Here is a 20,890-nt window from a genome sequence, read left to right on the forward strand (position 1 = left end):
GTCCCGTTTTTGCGTAAGTCTGGGAGAGGCTGATGCTGGATAGTTCCGAAGGATATGTCACCGAAGACGGTCGCAAGATCGGCGGCGTGGTGATGGAGATGAAGAACATCACGCTGCGTTTCGGCGGTGTTGTGGCGATCAAGGATATCTCGTTCGACATTCGAGAGGGTGAAATCCGCGCCATTATCGGGCCGAACGGGGCAGGCAAGTCCTCGATGCTGAATGTGATCTCGGGGTTCTATGTCCCGCAGGAGGGGGAGGTTTGGTTCCACGGCTCCAAGCGCCCGCAAATGCGGCCTTTTGAGGTCGCTCAGCAGGGCATTGCGCGGACCTTCCAGAACATCGCCTTGTTCGAAGGCATGAGCGTTCTGGACAACGTCATGACCGGGCGCCTGAGCTTTATGAAGACCAATATCCTTCAGCAGGCTTGGTGGAAGGGGAAAGCCGAAGCCGAGGAGACCGAGAATCGTGAGGCGGTTGAGCGAATTATCGACTTCCTCGAAATCCAGCACATCCGCAAGACGCCGGTGTCGCGCCTGCCTTACGGGTTGAAAAAACGGGTGGAACTTGCGCGCGCTTTGGCGGCGGAACCAAAGTTGCTGCTGCTGGATGAACCCATGGCGGGCATGAACGTTGAAGAGAAAGAGGACATGAGCCGCTTCATCCTCGACGTGAATGACGAATTTGGCACCACCATTGCCTTGATCGAGCACGACATGGGCGTGGTGATGGATCTGAGCGACCGGGTCGTCGTGATGGATTACGGCAAGAAAATTGGCGACGGCACGCCCGACGAGGTGCGCAACAACCAAGAGGTCATCGACGCCTATCTGGGGGTCAGCCATGACTGACATCGGGATAGTCAATTGGGGAGGCACCTATGCCTGAACAACTCGTATTTGCGATGGAGGTCATCCTCAACGGTCTGATGGCCGGGGTGCTTTATGCGCTGGTCGCGCTGGGCTTTGTGCTGATCTACAAGGCGTCGGGGATTTTCAATTATGCGCAAGGGGTTATGGCCCTGTTTGCGGCGATGACATTGGTCGGGATCATGAAGGGGCAGGTGCCCTTTGCCCACTTGATCAACGCGATCTTTGGGACGCATATCCACTATTTCGGCTGGAACGTGCCCGCACTGCTGGCGATCCTTTTGACCATGGCGGTGATGGTGTTGCTGGCCTGGGCGGTGCAGCGCTTTGTGATGCGCCATCTGGTCGGGCAGGAACCGATCATTCTGTTCATGGCCACCATTGGTCTGGCTTACTTCCTTGAGGGCGTGGCCGACTTGATGTGGGGCTCCGAGATCAAGACGCTGGATGTCGGCCTGCCGCAGGGCATCAACCTGTGGATTGACGAGACGACCTTTAACATCTTTGACTATGGCTTCTTCATCGACAACCTGGATATCGTGGCAACGGTGATCGCTGCGTTGCTGGTGGCGGCTCTGGTCGCGTTCAGTCAGTATACCAAACAGGGCCGGGCGATGCGCGCGGTGGCGGATGACCATCAGGCGGCGCTGTCCGTTGGCATCTCGCTGAACTTCATTTGGATCATGGTTTGGTCGGTCGCCGGTTTCGTCGCTCTGGTCGCGGGGATCATGTGGGGCACCAAGTCGGGCGTGCAGTTCTCGCTATCGCTTATCGCGCTCAAGGCGTTGCCGGTATTGATGCTGGGTGGCTTCACCTCGATCCCCGGCGCTATCGTCGGCGGGCTGATCATCGGGGTGGGCGAGAAGCTGTTTGAATTCGCCATTGGCCCCTTAGTCGGCGGTGCGACCGAGAATTGGTTTGCCTATGTGCTGGCTTTGATCTTCCTCGTGTTCCGGCCTCAGGGCCTGTTCGGCGAGAAGATCATCGAGAGGGTTTAGCCATGCACAAGCTGATCGCCATCATCAACGTCATCGCATGGGCCGGGTTCTGGGCTTTTGGGTACATCGCCCTCACCTCGGATGATCTGAGCGATAGTCAACTGGTCGTGGCGGCAATCCTGGCTTTTGCCGGGCTGGTCACCGGCATCATGGCCTACATGAAACTGGTCCGCGCGTCCGAGGCGAGCGGATATGCCAAAGGGTCCAATCAACTGGATGCTGCTGCCCGGGGTCGGGCACAGGAACAATGGGGAAAGTGACGCATGTTCTATCGTGAGGCCGGGGATTTCAAAACCTCGTATATTGCCGACAGCCAGACCTTCCCGATCAAGTTTGACCGGTATCGCTACTATGTCGTGCTGGCGGTGGCGTTTGGCATCATTCCGTTCATCATCAATGATTATTGGGCGAACGCCCTGCTGCTGCCTTTTCTGATCTATGCGATCGCCGCGATTGGGCTGAATATTCTGGTCGGCTATTGCGGACAGGTCAGCCTGGGGACCGGGGGTTTCATGGCCGTGGGGGCCTATGCCTGCTACAAGCTGATGACGGCGTTCCCCGATGTCAGCATGTTCATCCATGTTCTGCTGGCTGGTGGCATAACCGCGATTGTTGGCGTGCTGTTTGGCCTACCTTCGCTGCGGATCAAAGGGTTCTATCTTGCAGTGGCCACACTGGCGGCACAGTTCTTTCTGGTGTGGCTGTTCAACCGGGTGCCGTGGTTCTACAACTACTCAGCTTCGGGTCAGATCAATGCGCCGGAGCGCGATGTATTTGGCATCATCATCACCGGGCCGAACGCGCCCGCATGGGCGACCTATCTGTTCTGCCTAATCTTTCTGACGGTCTGCGCCATTGTCGCCCGCAACCTGACGCGCGGCACCACGGGCCGGACATGGATGGCGATCCGCGACATGGACATCGCGGCTGAGATCATCGGGGTGAACCCGCTCAAGGCGAAGCTAACTGCCTTTGCCGTCAGCTCGTTCTTTGTGGGCGTGGCCGGAGCGCTGTTCTTTGCCGTATATCTGGGCGCGGTCGAGGTCGGCGAAGTCTTTGGCATCCAGAAATCATTCCTGGTGCTGTTCATGGTCATTATCGGTGGACTGGGTTCGATCTTCGGATCCTTTGCCGGGGCCGCGTTTCTGGTGTTGCTGCCTGTTGTTCTGAAACTGGTTGGCGTCGATCTGCTGGGTTGGCCCACGGATATCGTGGCACATCTCAATCTGGTGATCGTTGGTGCTTTGATCATCATGTTCCTGATCCTCGAACCGCATGGGCTGGCACAGCTGTGGCGCGTCGCGAAGGAAAAACTCAGACTCTGGCCGTTCCCGCACTAAGGACCGGCCCAATCAAAAGACGGGCAGCTCAAGCCCGAAACCCAACATCGGACTAACCAAGGGAGGAGACACCCGATGAACAAGAAACTGGCAACCCTAGCGCTGGGCGCCGTGATGGCCGCAGGTCCAGTCATGGCCGACCTCGTGTTCCCGTCACTCAGCTATCGGACGGGACCTTATGCGGCGGGCGGTATCCCGTTTGCGGATGGCTATGCTGATTACTTTACCCTGCTGAACGAGCGGGACGGTGGAATCGGCGGTGTTCCGGCCCGTGTGCTGGAATGTGAGACCGGGTATAACACCGAAAAAGGTGTGGAATGCTATGAGTCCACCAAGGGCGAAGGCGCGTTGGTGTATCAGCCGCTGTCGACCGGTATCACCTATCAGCTGATCCCCAAAGTGACTGCAGATGGCATTCCGCTGCACACGATGGGCTATGGCCGGACCTCGGCCGCGAACGGCAAAGTGTTCAGCCATGTGTTCAACTACCCTGCCAACTACTGGAACGGTGCTTCGGGCGCGATCAACTATCTGCTGGATCAGAATGGCGGAGATCTGGGTGGCAAGAAAATTGCTCTAGTCTATCACAACTCTGCTTATGGCAAAGAGCCGATCCGCACGCTGGAAACACTGGCTGAAAAGCATGGCTATGACCTGACCCTGCTGCCGGTGGATCATCCAGGGCAAGAGCAGAAGTCTCAGTGGCTGCAAATCCGTCGTGAGAAGCCCGACTATGTGATCATGTGGGGCTGGGGTGTGATGAACCAGGTTGCAGTGCAAGAGGCCGCCAACATCCGCTTCCCCATGGAGAACTTCATTGGTGTCTGGTGGTCCGGTGCGGAATTCGACGTGCAGCCTGCAGGTGACAAAGCCACCGGTTATAAGGCGCTGACCTTCACAGGTCTGGGCGATGACTACCCGGTTTATGACGATCTGCAGAAATACGTTGTCGATGCGGGCAAAGCCGCTGGCGCGGGTGATCAACTGGGCACGGTGCAGTATAACCGTGGTCTCTATGCCGCGATGCTGGCTGCCGAAGCGGTGAAAACCGCACAGGACATGCACGGCACCGCAGAAATCGACGCATCGATGATGCGCGATGGCATGGAAGCGCTGGAAATGACCAACGCCAAGATGGAAGCGCTGGGCATGTCTGGTTTCGGCCCCGAATTCTCGGTCAGCTGTGAAAACCATGGTGGTCCCGGCCTTGTCGGCGTCGTTCAGTGGGATGCAGCAGCAGGCACGTGGAACTCGGTTCAGGATTTCAAACCGACCGATGCTGACGTGATCAATGCGCTGATCGAAGAAGATTCAGGCGCTTACGCGGCTGAAAACAACATCTCGCAGCGCTGCGAGTAAGAAACTGAGCGCGCGCCCCGGGTTTTTCGGGGCGCCCCAGACAAACGGAGCGGCGGGTTGCTTGCCGCTCCTCACGAACCGCCCTTACTGGGCAGGTATGAGGATACGCGCTGATGCTGGATGCGGCACAAACCACAGATGTACAGGCGGAAACCCTGCTTGAGGTCAACAATATCGAGGTGATCTACAATCATGTGATCCTTGTGCTGAAAGGGGTTAGCCTGACCGTTCCCAAAGGCGGAATTACGGCTTTGCTGGGCGGCAATGGCGCGGGCAAGACCACGACGCTAAAGGCGATTTCGAACCTGCTGCATTCTGAACGCGGCGAGGTGACCAAAGGCACGATCAAGTATCGCGGTCAAAGCGTACATGAAAGCGACCCTGCCGATCTGGTTGAAAAGGGCGTTATCCAGGTGATGGAAGGCCGCCACTGTTTTGAACACCTGACAGTCGAAGAAAACCTGCTGACCGGCGCCTATACCCGCAAGGACGGGAGTGCCGCGATCCAGCAGGATCTGGAACTTGTTTACAACTACTTTCCACGTTTGAAAGAGCGTCGCCGGTCGCAGGCCGGCTATACGTCGGGCGGGGAGCAGCAGATGGTCGCGATGGGCCGAGCTTTGATGTCGCGACCTGAGACCATCTTGCTAGACGAACCCTCGATGGGTCTGGCGCCGCAGCTGGTCGAAGAGATTTTCGGCATCGTGAAGGATTTGAACGAGAAAGAAGGCGTATCCTTCCTGCTGGCCGAACAGAACACCAATGTGGCGCTGCGCTTTGCGCATTATGGCTACATTCTGGAATCCGGTCGCGTCGTGATGGATGGCCCCGCTGCCGAACTGCGCGAAAACCCGGATGTGAAAGAATTCTACCTTGGCATGTCGGAAGAAGGCCGGAAGAGCTTTCGCGACGTGCGGTCTTATCGCCGCCGCAAGCGGTGGTTGTGATCTGATGGAGGATATGGCGATGACCTATTTCGACACACTCGAAACGCGCTCTGTCGATCAGCGCGCCTCGGATCAGGCCGCAGCTTTGCGGGCGCAGCTTGTGCAGGTGGCATCCGCATCCGGTTTTGCAGAACATCTTGCCGAAATAGACACTAATAAGGTCAATTCTGCCGAAGATTTGCCCCTGTTGCCGGTTCTACGCAAGTCAGACCTGACCCGCGCGCAGGCCGCCCATTCGCCATTCGGCGGGTTCACCGTGAAGCCAGCGCATGAGTTCCATCACGTGTTCCAGTCTCCGGGGCCAATCTATGAGCCCGGCAATATCGATCAGGATTGGTGGCGCATGGGTCGCTTCCTGAATGCCGTTGGCATTGGCGCGGGAGACATCGTTCATAACTGCTTTGGCTATCATCTGACACCGGCTGGCATGATCTTTGAAAGCGGCGCACGCGCAGTTGGTGCCGCGGTCCTGCCCGCAGGAACAGGTCAGACCGAGCTGCAGGTCACCGCCGCGCGCGACATCGGATGTACCGCCTATGCGGGCACCCCCGATTACCTGAAGGTCATTTTGGACAAGGCTGACGCGATGGGCGTTGAGCTGAAATTCTCCAAAGCTGCCGTGGGTGGCGGGGCACTGTTCCCGTCACTACGTCAGGACTATGCGGATCGCGGGATCTCCTGCCTGCAATGCTATGCCACAGCAGATCTGGGCAATGTAGCCTATGAAAGCGCAGCGATGGAGGGGATGATCATCGACGAGCATGTGATCGTCGAGATTGTGACCCCCGGAACTGGCATTCCTGTGTCCTTGGGTGAGGTGGGTGAGGTGGTCGTGACCTCGTTGAACCCCGACTATCCCCTGATCCGCTTTGCCACCGGCGATCTGTCGGCCCTGATGCCGGGTGTCTCGCCGTGTGGACGGACCAATATGCGGATCAAAGGCTGGATGGGTCGTGCCGATCAGACCACTAAGATCAAGGGGATGTTTGTTCGCCCTGAACAGGTCGCCGCTTTGGTCGAAAAGCATGACGAGATCGTCAAAGCTCGCGTGATTGCCGCGCGGCAGGGAGAGATGGATACTATGACTGTCCAGATCGAAAGCCCGGGTGGCGATGACATGGCCTATGCCAAATCCGTGGCCGAAGTGCTGAAGCTGAAAGGCGCGATCGAGGTGGTTGCCCCCGGTTCCCTGCCGAAAGACGGTTTGGTGATCGAGGATCAGCGGGTTTATGAGTAAGGTCTGCGGCAGTATGTGTCGCAGATTTGTTGCCCGCACACTGGTGTTTCCGAGCGTTTTGGTCGATTAAAGGCGAAGACTTCGGCATCAACGCAGCAGGGCAATGACCCAGATCGACTATTCTGAAAACGGATCGCGAAACCGCGGCGTGCGCGGGACCCGGATTTTGGCCGGGCTGGCCTATGTCGTGGCCGGTGTGTGCCTGTTGCCGATGATCGCGGTTGTTCTGGCTGCATTGACCGGTGGGACCGATGCAATAACGCATTTGGCCGAGACGGTGTTGCCCAGATACACAGTCACCACGATTATCCTGGTCATATTGGTGGCTATCGGCACGTTCTGCATCGGAACTGGTGCAGCCTGGTTAGTCACGATGACGCGGTTCCCCGGTGTACGGTTGCTGGAGATTGCGCTGGTTCTGCCGTTGGCCTTTCCGGCCTATGTGCTTGCCTATGCCTACACCTTTGTTCTGGATCACCCAGGCATCGTACAGACCACCCTGCGCGACGTGACGGGTTGGGGCCCGCGCGACTATTGGTTCCCCGAGATCCGCTCGACCGAGGGTGCGGCGGCGATGCTGATCCTTGTACTTTATCCTTATGTCTACCTGCTGGCCCGCGCCGCGTTTCTGCAGCAAAGCGCAACAGCGTTTCTGGCGGCGCGCGCCTTGGGGAACAATCCGTGGTTGGCGTTTCGGCGTGTGTCGTTGCCCATGGCGCGTCCGGCGATTGCGGGCGGGGTGCTGCTGGCAATCATGGAGACCATCGCGGATTTTGGAACGGTCTCTTATTTCGGCGTTCAGACTTTTGCGACCGGCATTTACACCAGTTGGTTTTCGCTGGGTGATCGCGCCGGGGCCGCGCAACTGGCGCTATGCTTGTTGGGGTTTGCCTTGATGCTGGCCGTGGCTGAACGAACGTTGCGTGGGAATGCAAAGTATCATCAAAGCGGCAAACACCATGTGGCGCACCCCGCCGCGCATCTGACCGGGTGGCGCGCCCTTGGGGCGTTTCTTCTTTGCGCAGTGCCTGTCCTGTTTGGGTTCGTGTTTCCGGTTCTCATTCTGGTCGACATGGGATTGGAGTCTGAACAGAACCTGCTGTCGGACCGGTACCTTGGGTTCATCCAGAACTCATTGATCCTGGCGGGCACCGCGGCTCTGGTCACTGTAGCGGCGGCGGTCAGCGTCGGGTTCTTTCAGCGCCTCAGACCCGGGCGCGCCTCGACCAGCGCGGCGTATCTGGCGAGGCTGGGTTATGCGGTGCCGGGCGGCGTGATCGCTGTTGGGTTGCTTGTGCCCTTCGCTGCGTTTGACAACGCTCTGGACGCCTGGATGCGCCAAACCTTTGATGTCTCGACCGGTCTGTTAGTCACGGGGTCGATCTGGCTGTTGGTCGCGGCCTATATGGTGCGGTTTCTGGCGGCGGCGCTTGGCGCGTATGAAGGCGGGCAGAGCACGGTTCACGCCAATATGGACGCCGCTGCCCGGTCTTTGGGTCAAACACCCTTGGGCACATTACGGCGGGTCCATCTGCCCATTCTGACCCCATCACTGCTCACCGCCTTGCTGATCGTTTTCGTCGACGTAATGAAAGAGCTGCCCGCAACCCTGATCATGCGCCCGTTCAACTTTGATACACTGGCGGTACAGGCTTACCGCTTGGCCTCGGACGAACGGCTCGAAGGGGCCGCAGTGCCGTCGCTGGTTATTCTGGCCGTTGGACTATTGCCGGTGATCCTGATCTGCCGACAGATCGGGCGGCGGTAAGGAAATACAGCGCTGATGCGCAACGGGCTTGATTCAGGCGCGATTTCCGGCAAGGCTTGAGATATGAATATGCAGCCTCCCAGCCGGTTCTCTGCAAACTCGGCCCAGATGCCCGTCGCGTTCGACCGGCGCGAGATGTCCCATATCCTGTCTGTCTATGGTCGGATGGTCGCCGCCGGAGAATGGCGCGACTACGGAATATCCAACCTGCGTGACACGGCAATCTTCTCGATCTTCCGGCGCACAGCAGAACACCCGATCTATCGCATCGAGAAAAACCCGCGCCTGCGGCAGAAACAGGGGATGTATTCAGTTGTCGGAATGGACGGTCGCATCCTGAAACGCGGCCACGACCTGCGCACGGTGTTGCGCGTGTTGGAGCGTAAGCTGATCCGCTCGGTTTCTCCGGACTAGAGCCGTTTATGAGCGGTCACAGGTCCGTCGCCTTGCGCCATTATGCGGGCAATTGCCTGATCCATTGGTTCATAGGCCACCGCCATATGATACGCGTTGGCATGAAGCAGCATATTGGGACCTGATACCCAGGCCACATGACCTTTCCAAAACAGCAGGTCACCGCGCAAGGGCTCTGTATCCTTTGGCTGAGCAGTGCCTACAGCCTGTTCCTGATCCCCGCTATCGCCGGGGCAGGGGATACCACAGGCCAGCAACCCGGCCTGAACAAGACCCGAACAATCGATCCCGAACCGGCTGTTGCCTCCCCACAGGTAGGGCGTGCCCAGAAACAGCTCGGCCACTGCCACCGGATCGGTTTGCACCTCAGCGATTGGGGTGGTGTGCGCCGCCGGTATGAACCCTAGTTCGGTTTCCACAAACCTCCCGGTTTCTGACAGGGCTTGCACAGTGCTGCCGAAACTCAACGAGGCCAAATCGCGCGTCTTCATATCCGCCTGCTCATAGGCATGAGTTGCCGGGGCCGTGATCTTGTGGGTTTGCGGGATATCCGCGCCCAGTTGGGCCGAGCGGACCCAGCCGGAATAGCCGTCCTTGTCTGCAGTTACCCGGCTCCACCCGTCCGTCTCTTCCACGACCTCAACCATGTCTCCGAACAGCAATTGCCGGTCGCGTAGACCGTCTGGCTGACTAAACAGGTCAACCACAGGCTGGATAACGCGTAGCCGGGTCATAGGCCTAGAACCTCCGGCAGGGCGCCGAGGATGGCGCGGGGGCCTTGCCCCAGCCCACCTTTGCTGCGTCCGGGTGATTTGCTGGGCTGCCATGCGTAGATGTCGAAATGCATATAGGCGCTGTTCTCGACAAAGCGGCGCAGGAACAGGGCGGCGGTGATGGACCCCGCAAACCCGCCCGAGGGAGCATTGTCCAGGTCGGCAATGCCCGGCTCGATCATCGCCTCATAAGGCGTGTGAAACGGCATGCGCCAGACCGGATCGGCCGAGCGTTGCGCGGCGTCCGACAGTGCGGCTGCGGTCTGATCGTCATCCGTATAGAATGGGGCCAGATCGGGGCCCAATGCCACGCGCGCTGCTCCGGTCAGGGTGGCCATCGAGATCACCAGATCGGGGTTGCCTTCATCCGCTAGCGCCAGCGCATCGGCCAGTACCAGCCGCCCCTCGGCATCGGTATTGTTGATCTCAACCGTCAGCCCCTTGCGCGAGTTTAGAATATCGCCGGGCCGGAAGGCGTTGCCCGCCACCGCGTTCTCGACCGCCGGGATCAGCACCCGCAGTCGCAGCGGCAGGTTCAACGCCATGATCATGCGGGCCAGACCCAAGACATTGGCCGCGCCACCCATATCCTTTTTCATCAGACCCATCGAGGCACCGGGCTTCAGGTTCAGCCCACCCGTATCAAAACACACGCCCTTGCCGACAAGCGTTAGCTTTGGGCCAGCCGATCCCCAGTTCATCTCGATCAATCGAGGGGCCTGATCCGCTGCGCGCCCCACAGTGTGGATCATGGGAAAGTTCTGTTCCAACAGCGCATCACCCAGGGTGGTCTTGCAGGATGCGCCGAATTCTTCCGCCAGTGTTTCAATGGCCTGTTGCAGATGTTCGGGTCCCATATCCGAGGCGGGCGTGTTGACCAGATCACGGGTCAGCGCCTCGGCATTGGCCATTGCTTCGATGCGTACGGCATCGATACCATCCGGCGCGATCAGCCGTGCTTTGGCGGGGGATTGGTTTGCGTAGCGGTCGAATGTGTAACCGGTGAGCAGCCAGCCCAAGCATTCCATTTCAGCCCGCTCAGCATCAAGGCCAGATGCGATCTGATAGGTGCCTTCGGGCAGTGACTCGGCCACAGCGGCCAAGGCAAAGCGTTTGCGGGCGCGTTTCGACTCGGTCCCGTAACCTGCAAGCGCACAGATGGTACCGCCTGCGTCATCGGGTACCAACAATATCTGACCCAGCGCAGCGGTGAACCCGTTTGCCGCGACCCAGCGGCCGACATGTTCGGGCTGATCCGCCAGCCACGCGTCCAGATCGGATTGGGCGATGACATGAAGCGGGACAAAAGGATCGGTCGGTTTGGCAAAGCTGAGGGGCATGGATGTCTCGGTTGTTTGACTTTGCGCCCAGACTAGCCACCCGCGATCCGCCTGCAACCCCCGTCAGACGGACAGGTCCTGCTGATCCCAAATCGCGGTCAATGACCGTTCGCCGATGCGGATCAGCCGCCCGAGTGTCGCCCCGGCGGCAACCGCATCCCCGGCATCGACCGATTGTGCGACATCGTTGGCAACCCTTGCCAGGGCCGTCATCCCGATCTGATCGGCAATCGCCACCAGCGATTTCGAGCATTTGCGCAGGTTGTCCCAATCGCGTTTCCGCCAGAACCGTTCGCAATTCGACAGGCGCACCGCCAGTTCCTCGACCGTGCGGCACAGGACGTCCAATGCGCTCTTGTCACCTAATTGCCTGTACAGGCCGCTCAACCTGTCCGGGTCCAGCCGCACCGTTTCTGTATGTTCAAGCGTGAGTATCTTTTCCACCATATTCACCCTAGTTCTGTCGCCCCCACGGCGTAGACCAGATATTGGTCGGGAATTCCTTTGTAAAACCTTGCCCGCACCCGAAAGAATGGTTCGAATTTTTTGCGAATTGGACTATACCGCGAGAAATTGAATAGAACTGGGACTTGATAATGGACCTCGCCAAACCACTGCCGACTTATCTAGTCAAACGCTACCACGGGTGGAAATCTACCACTTACGCTGAAAACCAAGTCTGGTATCGCCGCCTCGCTAGCGAAGGGCAGCGGCCGCGTGCGATGGTGATTTCCTGTTGTGATAGCCGCGTTCATGTGACTTCAATCTTTGGTGCGGATCAGGGCGAATTCTTCATTCATCGCAATATCGCCAATCTCGTGCCACCTTACGCCCCTGATGGCGATCACCATGGCACCAGTGCTGCAATTGAATATGCTGTAACGGCCTTGAAGGTGGCTCATCTGATCGTACTTGGACACTCGCAATGTGGCGGTGTTCAGGGCTGCATCGACATGTGCAAAGGGAAGGCACCCCAATTGGAAGCAAAAGAAAGCTTTGTTGGTCGTTGGATGGATATCCTCAAGCCGAAGTACGACTTGGTCGCAGATGTCGAAGATAGCGACGAGCAGGCACGGCAGTTTGAACGACAGGCGGTTGTCGCATCGCTGGAAAACCTGATGAGTTTCCCATTCATTTCCTCAGCTGTTGACGACGGCTCACTCAGCCTTCACGGGCTTTGGACCGATATCGGGGAAGGTGGCCTGCAGTGTTATGATCCCAACCAAAAGCGGTTTCTAACTGTTTAGGTGCGCCCTGATTGAGCGTTCAAAAACTGCCTAGAGCAGGTCTCTGACTCCGGGCAATTTAATGATATGGTTCGACTGAAGTGTTTTTTGGAATCGGATTGGACCCATGAGATTTATCAAACGTCTTTTTGTCTTTCTGCTTGTGCTTGTCGTGGCGCTGGTGGGTGTCTCTTATCTGCTGCCCGGAAAGGCCGAGGTGTCTCGTTCGATCATCATCGACGCCCCGGCTGAGGCGATCTTTCCTTACGTGAACTCCATGCAAGAGACCGAACACTGGTCCCCCTGGCTGCATCGCGATCCCGAAACCAAACTGTCCTATTCCGGTCCAGAGACAGGAGTTGGCAACACCCTGAACTGGAGCTCGGACCACCCGCAAGTTGGCACCGGATCGCAGGAGATTGTCGAGAGCGTTAAAAACGAGACCGTCCGCACGGCGCTTGATTTCGGTCCGATGGGGACGGCTATGGCTGCGTTTGTCCTGCAACCCGAAGGCGGGCAGACTCAGGTCACTTGGGGTTTTGAAACCAATCTGGGCCTCAATCCCATGTCGCGCTGGATGGGCCTGATGATGGATAGTTGGGTCGGCGGGGATTACGAGCGCGGTTTGTCGAACCTGAAGGTGCTTGTTGAATCGCAGGGGTGATCCGGGCGGCTTACTCCAAGGACACCCACAAAACGCGAGCATCGTCTTCGCTGGTCGAGATACAGCCATGCCCCATGCCGCTGTCGTAATATAGTGAATCCCCCGCTTTCATGGTCAATGGGCGATAGTGTTCCGAAATGAAGGTCAACTCGCCGCTGATCACATACATAAACTCTTCACCCGAATGCCTAATCCAGTTCTCGAATTCAGACACATCACGGGCTTTGATCGTCGCGATGTAAGGCAGCATTCGCTTGCTGGTCAGTTCAGGGCAGAGCAACTCGTGCAGATATGTCGGGGTGTCCTTCATTTCGCCCTGGCCTTTTTGGGTGTAATCGCGGCGGCCCGAAATCCCGCTTTGGCCCGATTGTAGGAACAGCTGCGGGGTGCTCATTTCCAGCGCCTGGGTCAGCCGGCGTACAATATCGAAACTGGGTCGCGTCTGGTTATTTTCGATCTTGGAAAGTGTCGAGCGACCGATTCCCGCCGCCCGTCCGGCTTCCTCCAACGTCCACCCTTTTGCACGGCGCGCATCCCGGATTGAGCGCCCCAAAGCAGCGCCTTCGTCCTGTTCTTCCGGCCCGACGGCGTCGTTCAGGCTGTCATCGACCATAGAAATCTCCCTGATTTTCCGCAGGTTACCGATTTCCCCATCCTTACACAACTTCACAAGTACGAGATATATGTTGCCTTGAGCATCCGATTTCCACTATAGGAAACAAAATTTCGTACTTGGGATTAGCGTATGGAGGAGGGAATCTTGTTTACAAGAACGCTCAAAGATGCAGATCCGGTTATCGCCGCGTCTCTTGCACGTGAAGGCAAGCGCCAAGCAGAACAGATCGAGCTTATCGCGTCCGAGAATATCGTCTCGCAGGCTGTGATCGACGCACAGGGTTCTGTTCTCACGAACAAGTACGCTGAGGGCTATCCCGGTCGCCGCTACTACGGCGGTTGCGAATATGTGGATGAGGTTGAGGTTGAAGCGATCGAACGATTGAAGAGGTTGTTCGGCTGCGAGTTCGCCAACGTTCAGCCACACTCTGGCGCGCAGGCAAACGGAGCGGTGAAGCTTGCGCTGCTCAGCCCCGGTGACACGATCCTTGGCATGTCGCTTGACGCCGGTGGTCACCTGACGCACGGTGCCAAGCCGGCGCAGTCGGGAAAGTGGTTTCACCCGGTTCAATATGGCCTGACGGATGATGGGCTGATTGACTATGACCAAGTCGAAGCGCTGGCTAGGTCTGAAAAACCAAAGCTGATCATCGCTGGCGCGTCAGCCTATTCGCAAAAGATCGATTTTGCTCGGTTCCGAGCGATCGCGGATGAGGTTGGTGCCTGGCTGCTGGCTGACATGGCCCATATCGCGGGTCTGGTTGCAACGGAGCTGCACCCCTCACCAATTGGTCACGCGCATGTGGTCACCTCGACGACCCACAAGACCCTGCGCGGTCCGCGTGGCGGGATAATCCTGACAAATGACGAGGCGCTGGCTAAAAAGATCAACTCGGCTGTTTTTCCCGGGCTTCAGGGCGGCCCACTGATGCATGTGATCGCCGGTAAGGCCGTAGCATTCGGAGAAGCACTGAAGCCTGAGTTCAAGGACTATATGCAGCGCGTCGTGGACAGCGCGGCGGCGCTGGCCAATGTGATGATGGCGCGGGGATGCGACATCGTTTCTGGCGGCACGGAAAACCACCTGATGCTGGTCGATCTGAGGCCACTTGGCGTGACCGGAAAAGACGCCGAGGCCGCGCTGGAGCGGGCAGGGTTCACCTGTAACAAGAACAGCGTTCCCGGAGATCCGGAAAAACCGACGATCACGAGCGGCATCCGGCTGGGAACAGCCGCTGGATGTAGCCGCGGGTTTGGACCTGAAGAGTTCAGTCAGATCGGCCATTTGATCGGTGATGTTCTCGATGCGCTGCGTGAGTCCTCTGAAGGCGATGCAACCATCGAAGCCGAGACCCGCGCAAAAGTCCGCGCCCTCTGCGCCAATCATCCAATCTACTGAAAGAACACTTAATGAGCATTTACGATCTCATCGTCATCGGGGGCGGCCCCGGCGGTTATGTTGCTGCGATCCGCGCGGCTCAACTGGGTATGAAAGTGGCTTGCGTGGAAGGGCGTGGGGCGCTGGGCGGAACCTGTCTGAATGTGGGGTGCATCCCCTCCAAAGCGTTGCTGACCTCCTCGGCCAAATATGCCGAGCTTGCACATCTCTCCTCCCATGGCATTGCGGTTGAGGGGGCCAGCATCGACGTACCGTCAATGATGGCGCGCAAGGACAAGATCGTTGGCGATCTGACCAAAGGCATTGGTTTTCTATTCAAGAAGAACGGCGTTGAGCTGATCGAAGGCTGGGCCAGCATTCCCGCCGACGGGCAGGTGCAGGTTGGCGACGACATCAATGAGGCCAAGAATATCCTGATCGCCACCGGGTCTGAGCCGACGCCGCTGAACGGTATCGAGATCGATGAGAAGGATGTTCTCAGCTCCACCGGTGCCTTGACGTTGGGCACGGTGCCGGAACATCTGGTTGTCGTCGGGGCAGGGGTGATCGGGCTTGAGTTGGGTCAGGTCTGGGCGCGTCTTGGAGCCAAGGTCACAGTGGTTGAGTATCTGGACCGTGTCCTGCCCGGTATCGACGGCGAGATTGCGAAACTGGCGCAGCGCGCGCTCAGCAAACGCGGCCTGAAGTTCCAGTTGGGACGAGCGCTAAAGGCCATTGAAAAGTCTGAAACCGGATTGACGCTTACTCTGGACCGGGTCGGCAAAGACAAGGAAGAGGTGATCGAGGCCGACAAGGTTCTGATCGCCGTCGGACGCCGGCCCGTCACGCGCGGGTTGGGGCTGGAAGAACTGGGGATAGCCCTTGACCCGCGCGGCTTTGTCCAAGTGGACGACAGCTTCCGCACATCGGTTCCCGGGATCTATGCGATCGGGGACTGCATCCCCGGTCCGATGCTGGCGCACAAGGCCGAGGAAGACGGCGTTGCCTGCGTTGAGATGTTGGCGGAGCAGGGCGGCCATGTGGATTACAACACCGTGCCGGGTGTCGTTTACACCGACCCTGAGGTCGCCTCGGTCGGTGTGACCGAAGAGGCGCTGAAGGAGGCCGGTGCCGAATACATAGTCGGCAAATTCGCGTTCATGGCCAACTCGCGCGCCCGATCGACCGGAGAAACCGACGGCGCGGTCAAGGTTCTGGCTGATCCGAATGGCAAAATCCTGGGTGCGCATATCTGCGGTGCCCATGGCGGTGACCTGATCGCGGAACTCGTTCTGGCGATGACCAAAGGTGCCACCGTCACCGAGGTCGCGTCCACCTGTCATGCACATCCAGCCATGGGCGAGGCGGTCAAAGAAGCCTGCCTCGACGCCATGGGTCGCGCGATCCACGCGTAAGGGAGGGCCCCCAGATGACCATCCAGCTTCGCCCCCGCCACCCCGAAAAGGCCAGGAAGGCAGACAGTGTCATTCCCCGCAAGCCCAAGTGGATTCGTAAGAAAAAGGGTGACAGCACAGAGTACTTTGAAACCCGTCGCCTGATGCGCGAGCATAACCTGGCGACCGTCTGCGAAGAGGCCGCGTGCCCGAATATCGGCGAATGCTGGTCCAAACGCCATGCCACCATGATGATCATGGGTGAGGTCTGCACGCGCGGGTGTTCCTTCTGCAACGTCGCAACAGGCCGTCCGGACGCGCTGGATGCGTTTGAGCCCGGTCGCGTCGCGGCAGCGGTTAAGAAACTGGGTCTGCGCCATGTGGTCATCACCTCGGTCGATCGTGACGATCTGGCCGATGGCGGGGCGGAACATATCGCCCAGACGATCCGCGCGGTGCGCCACCAGAATCCGGGCACTACGGTTGAGGTGCTGACACCCGATTTTCTAGGCAAGGGCAACGCAGCCGATATCGTGTTCGAAGCGGCACCGGATGTGTTCAACCATAATCTCGAAACGGTTCCGCGTTTGTATCCGACGGTTCGCCCCGGCGCGCGGTATTACGCCTCGCTGCGGCTACTGGATGATGCCAAACGTGCCAACCCCGAGCTCTTCACCAAGTCTGGCCTGATGGTGGGGCTGGGAGAAACGCTCAGCGACGTGCGGCAGGTGATGGACGATCTGCGCGCCGCCAATGTCGATTTCCTTACAGTCGGGCAATACCTGCAACCGACCCCGAAACATCACCCGATCGACCGGTTCTGGACACCGGAAGAGTTCGCCCAGCTGGAGCAGATCGCCCGATCCAAGGGCTTTTTACACGTGTCGGCCACCCCGCTGACCCGTTCGTCGTTCCATGCGGACGAAGACTTTGCCGCCCTCAAGCAAGCTCGCCAACGGGCAATTGCTGCCGGGGCATAACCAGACGCACTAGGGAGGAATACCATGGAAGCGTTAAATTCAATCGTAGGGGCCATCAATGGCGTCGTGTGGGGGCCGCTGATGCTGGTTCTTATTCTTGGCGTTGGCTTCTTCCTGCAGGTCGGGCTGAAATTCATGCCGATCCTGCGCATTGGCACGGGCTTCAGCCTGTTGTTCAAAGGCCGGGAAGGTCAGGGCGAAGGCCAGATCAGCCCGTTCAACGCGCTGATGACCTCGCTGTCGGCGACCATCGGTACGGGTAACATCGCTGGTGTGGCCACTGCTGTCTTCCTGGGCGGTCCAGGCGCCTTGTTCTGGATGTGGATGACCGCCCTGGTGGGCATGGCCACCAAATATGCCGAAGCTGTTCTGGCGGTGAAATATCGCGAAAAAGATGAGCTGGGGAACTATGTCGGCGGCCCGATGTACTACATTAAGAACGGCCTCGGCGCGAAATGGGCCTGGCTGGGCGTTGCATTTGCCTTGTTCGGCGCTGTTGCGGCCTTTGGCATCGGCAACGGCGTGCAGGCAAACGGCGTGGCGCAGGTTCTCGAAGCCAATTTCGGCCTGAACACCTCGGTCACCGGTGTTGTCCTGATGGTCCTGACCGCAGCCGTAATTTTGGGCGGCATCACTCGCATTGGTGCGGTTGCCGGTAAGCTGGTTCCGTTCATGGCCATCGCCTATATCATCGCCGGCCTGCTGGTTCTGCTGATCAACATCGGCAACATCGGCTCTGCCCTGTCGCTGGTCTTCACTCACGCCTTCACACCATCCGCTGCCGAAGGTGGCTTTGCCGGTGCAGCCGTCTGGGCCGCGATCCGCTTTGGTGTGGCACGGGGTGTGTTCTCGAACGAAGCCGGTCTGGGTTCTGCTCCGATTGCGCATGCCGCTGCCGAGACCAAAGGTCCGGTAAACCAAGGCCTGATCGCGATGCTGGGGACGTTCATCGACACCATCATCGTTTGTTCGATTACCGGTCTGGCGATCATCGCGTCGGGTGCCTGGACATCGGGTGAATCCGGTGCGGCGCTGACCTCGGCCGCGTTCGAATTGTCGCTGCCAGGCGTTGGTGGGTATCTGATCGCCATCGCTCTGTCGATCTTTGCCTTCACCACTATCCTCGGCTGGTCGTTCTACGGCGAGAAATGCGTCGAGTTCCTGCTGGGCGTCAAATCGCTGCTGCCCTACCGCGTTCTGTGGATTGTCATGATCTACTTCGGCGCAACTGCAGATCTGGGCTTCATCTGGCTGCTGGCAGATACGCTGAACGCGATGATGGCCATCCCGAACCTGATCGCCCTGGCCCTGCTGAGCCCGATCGTCTTCAAATTGACGAAAGAGTTCTTTGCCAGCGGCGGTAAATCCGAAGAACCCGGCGGCACCCCCGCCGAATAGGTTCGGCCCGACCAAAACGGGGGCCAACTCGGCCCCCCGACTTTGAAACAGAATTCCATATCTCGAGGAGAGACTTGATGGCCACGAAAATCCTGCTGCCCATTGATCACACCGACGACCGTTCCTGGAAATCTGCCGGTCGCATTGGAACAGGCGAAATTCTACGGTGCCGAGCTGCACGCGGTTGCCGTCATCCCCGAGATTATCCAACTGCCAAACCTGCCTGCGAACTATGGCGCCGGAGCCAAGGATCATGTCCGCAACGCGGTTCAGGCCATTCTGGATCACGGAAATGCCTCCGATGTGGCGGTCCATATCGAAGAAGGCAGCGTTTATCGTGAAATCCTTAAACTCGCCTACAAGGAAGGCTTGGATCTGATGTCATGGCCTCCACCAAGGGCGATTTCCCAAACTATGAAATTGGCCCGAACCTGGCCCGAGTCGTGCGCAATGCACATTGCAACATCATGGTCGTTCGCGATCAGTGCCGTTAATCGAAAGGTTGGAATTATGTCTGAACTAAAACGCACGCCTTTGTACGATTTGCACGTTGAGTTGGGAGGTAAGCTGGTTGATTTTGCGGGTTGGGAGATGCCTGTTCAGTATCCGTTGGGGATAATGGGTGAGCATAAGCAGTGTCGTGAGAAGGCGGCTGTGTTTGATGTGTCTCATATGGGTCAGGTGATTTTGCGCGGTGAGAATGTGGGCGAGAAGCTGGAAGCTTTGTGCCCGCAGGCTTATGCGACGCTGAAGGAAGGCAAGGCGCGGTACGGGTTCTTTACGAACGCGGATGGCGGGATCATGGATGACCTGATCGTGTCGAACGCGGGGGATCATTATTTTGTGGTGGTGAACGCGGCGCTGCGGCATCAGGACATTCCGCATATGAAAGCGAACCTGGACGGCGTTGAAGTGACCGAGATCTTCGACCGGGCGCTGGTGGCGGTGCAGGGTCCCAAGGCCGAAGACGTGGTGGGTGAACTCTGCCCCGCCGCCCACGACCTGAAGTTCATGGAAACCACCGTGGCCGATATCTTGGGCGTCGAATGCCGTATCTCGCGCCTGGGCTATACCGGCGAGGACGGGTACGAGATCTCGATCCCCGAAGATAAGGCCATCGAGATCACACGGGCCTTCCTGGCGCATGAAGATTGCGAAGCGGCCGGGCTGGGCGCGCGCGACAGCCTGCGGCTGGAGGCCGGGCTGTGCCTCTATGGCAATGACATCGACCAGAGCACCTCGCCGATTGAGGCCAGCCTTGGCTGGGCGATCCAGAAGCGCCGCAAGGAAGAGGGCGGCTTCCCGGGGGCCGACCGTGTGCAGAAGGAACTGGCCGAGGGTGCTGCGCGCAAGCTGGTGGGCATCAAGCCCGATGGCCGCGCCCCGGCCCGTCAGGGTGTCGAGATCCAGTGCAGCAATGGCAACACCATCGGTCAGATCACCTCGGGCAGCTTTGGCCCCACGGTGGGTGGCCCGGTGGCGATGGGCTACGTGTCCGCAGGCCATGGTGAGCCGGGTGAAAAGGTGAACCTGATCATCCGGGGCAAGGCGCAACCGGCGCAGATTGTGGCGCTGCCCTTTGTCACCCAGAATTACAAGCGTTGAAGCCAGGAGAGAGAGACATGGCAACCTATTATTCCGAAGAGCATGAATGGCTGATGGTCGAGGGCGACACCGCCACGCTGGGCATCACCAAACACGCGGCTGAACAGCTGGGCGAGGTGGTGTTTGTCGAGCAGCAGGAGGTGGGCGATGAGTTCGAGAAGGATGGCGAGATTGGCGTGATCGAATCCGTCAAGGCGGCGTCCGAGCTTTATGCGCCAGTTGATGGTGAGATCACCGAGGTCAACGAGGCGCTGGCCGACAATCCCGGCGCGCTGAACGACGACCCCGAGGGCGAGGCCTGGATTTACAAGATCAAGATCACGGACGCGTCGCAGCTTGAAGATCTGATGGACGAAGCTGGCTACAAGGCCTTCATCGGGTAACGCCATTCCGGGGCCCTGATACCGGGCCCCGGACTTCATCTTTTTCCAAATACTCCCGCCGGAGGCTCCTGCCCGACCGGCTGGGCGAGACATTCCTTGAGGAGCGCAACGATGGCCTTCAAACTGACCGATTACGAAGCCTATGACTTCGCCAACCGCCGCCATATCGGGCCCAGCCCGACCGAGATGCGCGACATGCTCA

At 58.7% G+C, this 20,890-nt stretch carries 21 protein-coding genes; 17 read left to right on the plus strand and 4 right to left on the minus strand.

Annotated features, from left to right (window positions below; all coding sequences use genetic code 11):
• Positions 1 to 32: 32 nt before the first annotated feature.
• The 9 genes from ACR0EL_RS15740 (at position 33) to ACR0EL_RS15780 (ending at position 8,932) form a co-directional block, all read left to right on the plus strand.
• A complete protein-coding gene (locus tag ACR0EL_RS15740; RefSeq protein WP_480500925.1) occupies positions 33 to 851 on the plus strand; it encodes an ABC transporter ATP-binding protein in 819 nt (272 codons plus the stop codon).
• A 29-nt stretch (positions 852 to 880) separates the two neighbouring features.
• Positions 881 to 1,867: a branched-chain amino acid ABC transporter permease gene (locus tag ACR0EL_RS15745; protein ID WP_480500927.1), complete on the plus strand. Its 987-nt coding sequence runs from the start codon at positions 881 to 883 to the stop codon at positions 1,865 to 1,867.
• 2 nt (positions 1,868 to 1,869) lie between these two features.
• A complete protein-coding gene (locus ACR0EL_RS15750) occupies positions 1,870 to 2,127 on the plus strand; it encodes a hypothetical protein (RefSeq protein ID WP_480500929.1) in 258 nt (85 codons plus the stop codon).
• Positions 2,128 to 2,130: 3 nt separating this feature from the next.
• Positions 2,131 to 3,207: a branched-chain amino acid ABC transporter permease gene (locus tag ACR0EL_RS15755; protein ID WP_480500931.1), complete on the plus strand. Its 1,077-nt coding sequence runs from the start codon at positions 2,131 to 2,133 to the stop codon at positions 3,205 to 3,207.
• Positions 3,208 to 3,282: 75 nt separating this feature from the next.
• Positions 3,283 to 4,566, plus strand: coding sequence for an ABC transporter substrate-binding protein (locus tag ACR0EL_RS15760; protein WP_480500933.1), 1,284 nt, complete (start codon positions 3,283 to 3,285; stop codon positions 4,564 to 4,566).
• 113 nt (positions 4,567 to 4,679) lie between these two features.
• Positions 4,680 to 5,513 (plus strand): ABC transporter ATP-binding protein, encoded by an 834-nt coding sequence (locus ACR0EL_RS15765; RefSeq protein WP_480500935.1) that lies wholly within the window; start codon positions 4,680 to 4,682, stop codon positions 5,511 to 5,513.
• A 19-nt stretch (positions 5,514 to 5,532) separates the two neighbouring features.
• A complete protein-coding gene (locus ACR0EL_RS15770) occupies positions 5,533 to 6,750 on the plus strand; it encodes a phenylacetate--CoA ligase family protein (protein WP_480500937.1) in 1,218 nt (405 codons plus the stop codon).
• Positions 6,751 to 6,853: 103 nt separating this feature from the next.
• A complete protein-coding gene (locus ACR0EL_RS15775; RefSeq protein ID WP_480500939.1) occupies positions 6,854 to 8,518 on the plus strand; it encodes an ABC transporter permease in 1,665 nt (554 codons plus the stop codon).
• 63 nt (positions 8,519 to 8,581) lie between these two features.
• Positions 8,582 to 8,932, plus strand: coding sequence for a DUF2794 domain-containing protein (locus ACR0EL_RS15780; protein WP_480500941.1), 351 nt, complete (start codon positions 8,582 to 8,584; stop codon positions 8,930 to 8,932).
• Here ACR0EL_RS15780 and ACR0EL_RS15785 read toward each other — a convergent pair.
• The 3 genes from ACR0EL_RS15785 to ACR0EL_RS15795 form a co-directional block, all read right to left on the minus strand.
• A complete protein-coding gene (locus tag ACR0EL_RS15785; protein WP_480500943.1) occupies positions 8,929 to 9,666 on the minus strand; it encodes a C40 family peptidase in 738 nt (245 codons plus the stop codon). The genes ACR0EL_RS15780 and ACR0EL_RS15785 overlap by 4 nt on opposite strands.
• Positions 9,663 to 11,045 (minus strand): leucyl aminopeptidase family protein, encoded by a 1,383-nt coding sequence (locus ACR0EL_RS15790; RefSeq protein WP_480500945.1) that lies wholly within the window; start codon positions 11,043 to 11,045, stop codon positions 9,663 to 9,665. The genes ACR0EL_RS15785 and ACR0EL_RS15790 overlap by 4 nt, the downstream gene beginning before the upstream one ends.
• A 63-nt stretch (positions 11,046 to 11,108) precedes the next feature.
• Complete coding sequence (locus ACR0EL_RS15795) at positions 11,109 to 11,498, minus strand: hypothetical protein (RefSeq protein WP_480500947.1); 390 nt, start codon at positions 11,496 to 11,498, stop codon at positions 11,109 to 11,111.
• Between the two features lie 143 nt (positions 11,499 to 11,641).
• On the opposite strand from ACR0EL_RS15795, the gene ACR0EL_RS15800 reads away from it, so the two are divergent.
• Entirely contained in the window at positions 11,642 to 12,292 is a 651-nt protein-coding gene (locus tag ACR0EL_RS15800; protein WP_480500949.1) for a carbonic anhydrase, read from the plus strand.
• A gap of 106 nt (positions 12,293 to 12,398) precedes the next feature.
• Positions 12,399 to 12,935, plus strand: a complete 537-nt coding sequence (locus ACR0EL_RS15805) for an SRPBCC family protein (RefSeq protein ID WP_480500951.1) — start codon at positions 12,399 to 12,401, stop codon at positions 12,933 to 12,935.
• Between the two features lie 10 nt (positions 12,936 to 12,945).
• Here ACR0EL_RS15805 and ACR0EL_RS15810 read toward each other — a convergent pair whose 3' ends face one another.
• Positions 12,946 to 13,548, minus strand: coding sequence for a helix-turn-helix domain-containing protein (locus ACR0EL_RS15810; protein ID WP_480500953.1), 603 nt, complete (start codon positions 13,546 to 13,548; stop codon positions 12,946 to 12,948).
• Positions 13,549 to 13,680: 132 nt separating this feature from the next.
• Here ACR0EL_RS15810 and glyA point away from each other — a divergent pair, with 132 nt between their 5' ends.
• From glyA to gcvH, 6 genes are all read left to right on the plus strand, one after another.
• Complete coding sequence (glyA, locus tag ACR0EL_RS15815) at positions 13,681 to 14,949, plus strand: serine hydroxymethyltransferase (protein WP_480500955.1); 1,269 nt, start codon at positions 13,681 to 13,683, stop codon at positions 14,947 to 14,949.
• An 11-nt stretch (positions 14,950 to 14,960) separates the two neighbouring features.
• Positions 14,961 to 16,343, plus strand: a complete 1,383-nt coding sequence (lpdA, locus tag ACR0EL_RS15820) for a dihydrolipoyl dehydrogenase (protein WP_480500957.1) — start codon at positions 14,961 to 14,963, stop codon at positions 16,341 to 16,343.
• Positions 16,344 to 16,357: 14 nt separating this feature from the next.
• The gene (gene lipA, locus ACR0EL_RS15825) at positions 16,358 to 17,302 is read left to right on the plus strand and encodes a lipoyl synthase (RefSeq protein WP_480500958.1); all 945 of its coding nucleotides are present in this window, start codon (positions 16,358 to 16,360) and stop codon (positions 17,300 to 17,302) included.
• A 24-nt stretch (positions 17,303 to 17,326) separates the two neighbouring features.
• The gene (locus ACR0EL_RS15830; protein WP_480500960.1) at positions 17,327 to 18,700 is read left to right on the plus strand and encodes an alanine/glycine:cation symporter family protein; all 1,374 of its coding nucleotides are present in this window, start codon (positions 17,327 to 17,329) and stop codon (positions 18,698 to 18,700) included.
• A gap of 510 nt (positions 18,701 to 19,210) precedes the next feature.
• Positions 19,211 to 20,305, plus strand: coding sequence for a glycine cleavage system aminomethyltransferase GcvT (gene gcvT, locus ACR0EL_RS15835; RefSeq protein WP_480500973.1), 1,095 nt, complete (start codon positions 19,211 to 19,213; stop codon positions 20,303 to 20,305).
• Positions 20,306 to 20,322: 17 nt separating this feature from the next.
• Positions 20,323 to 20,688, plus strand: coding sequence for a glycine cleavage system protein GcvH (gene gcvH / locus ACR0EL_RS15840; protein ID WP_353008599.1), 366 nt, complete (start codon positions 20,323 to 20,325; stop codon positions 20,686 to 20,688).
• Positions 20,689 to 20,890: the final 202 nt, after the last annotated feature.

This window comes from Ruegeria sp. AH12 (genome assembly GCF_056541465.1).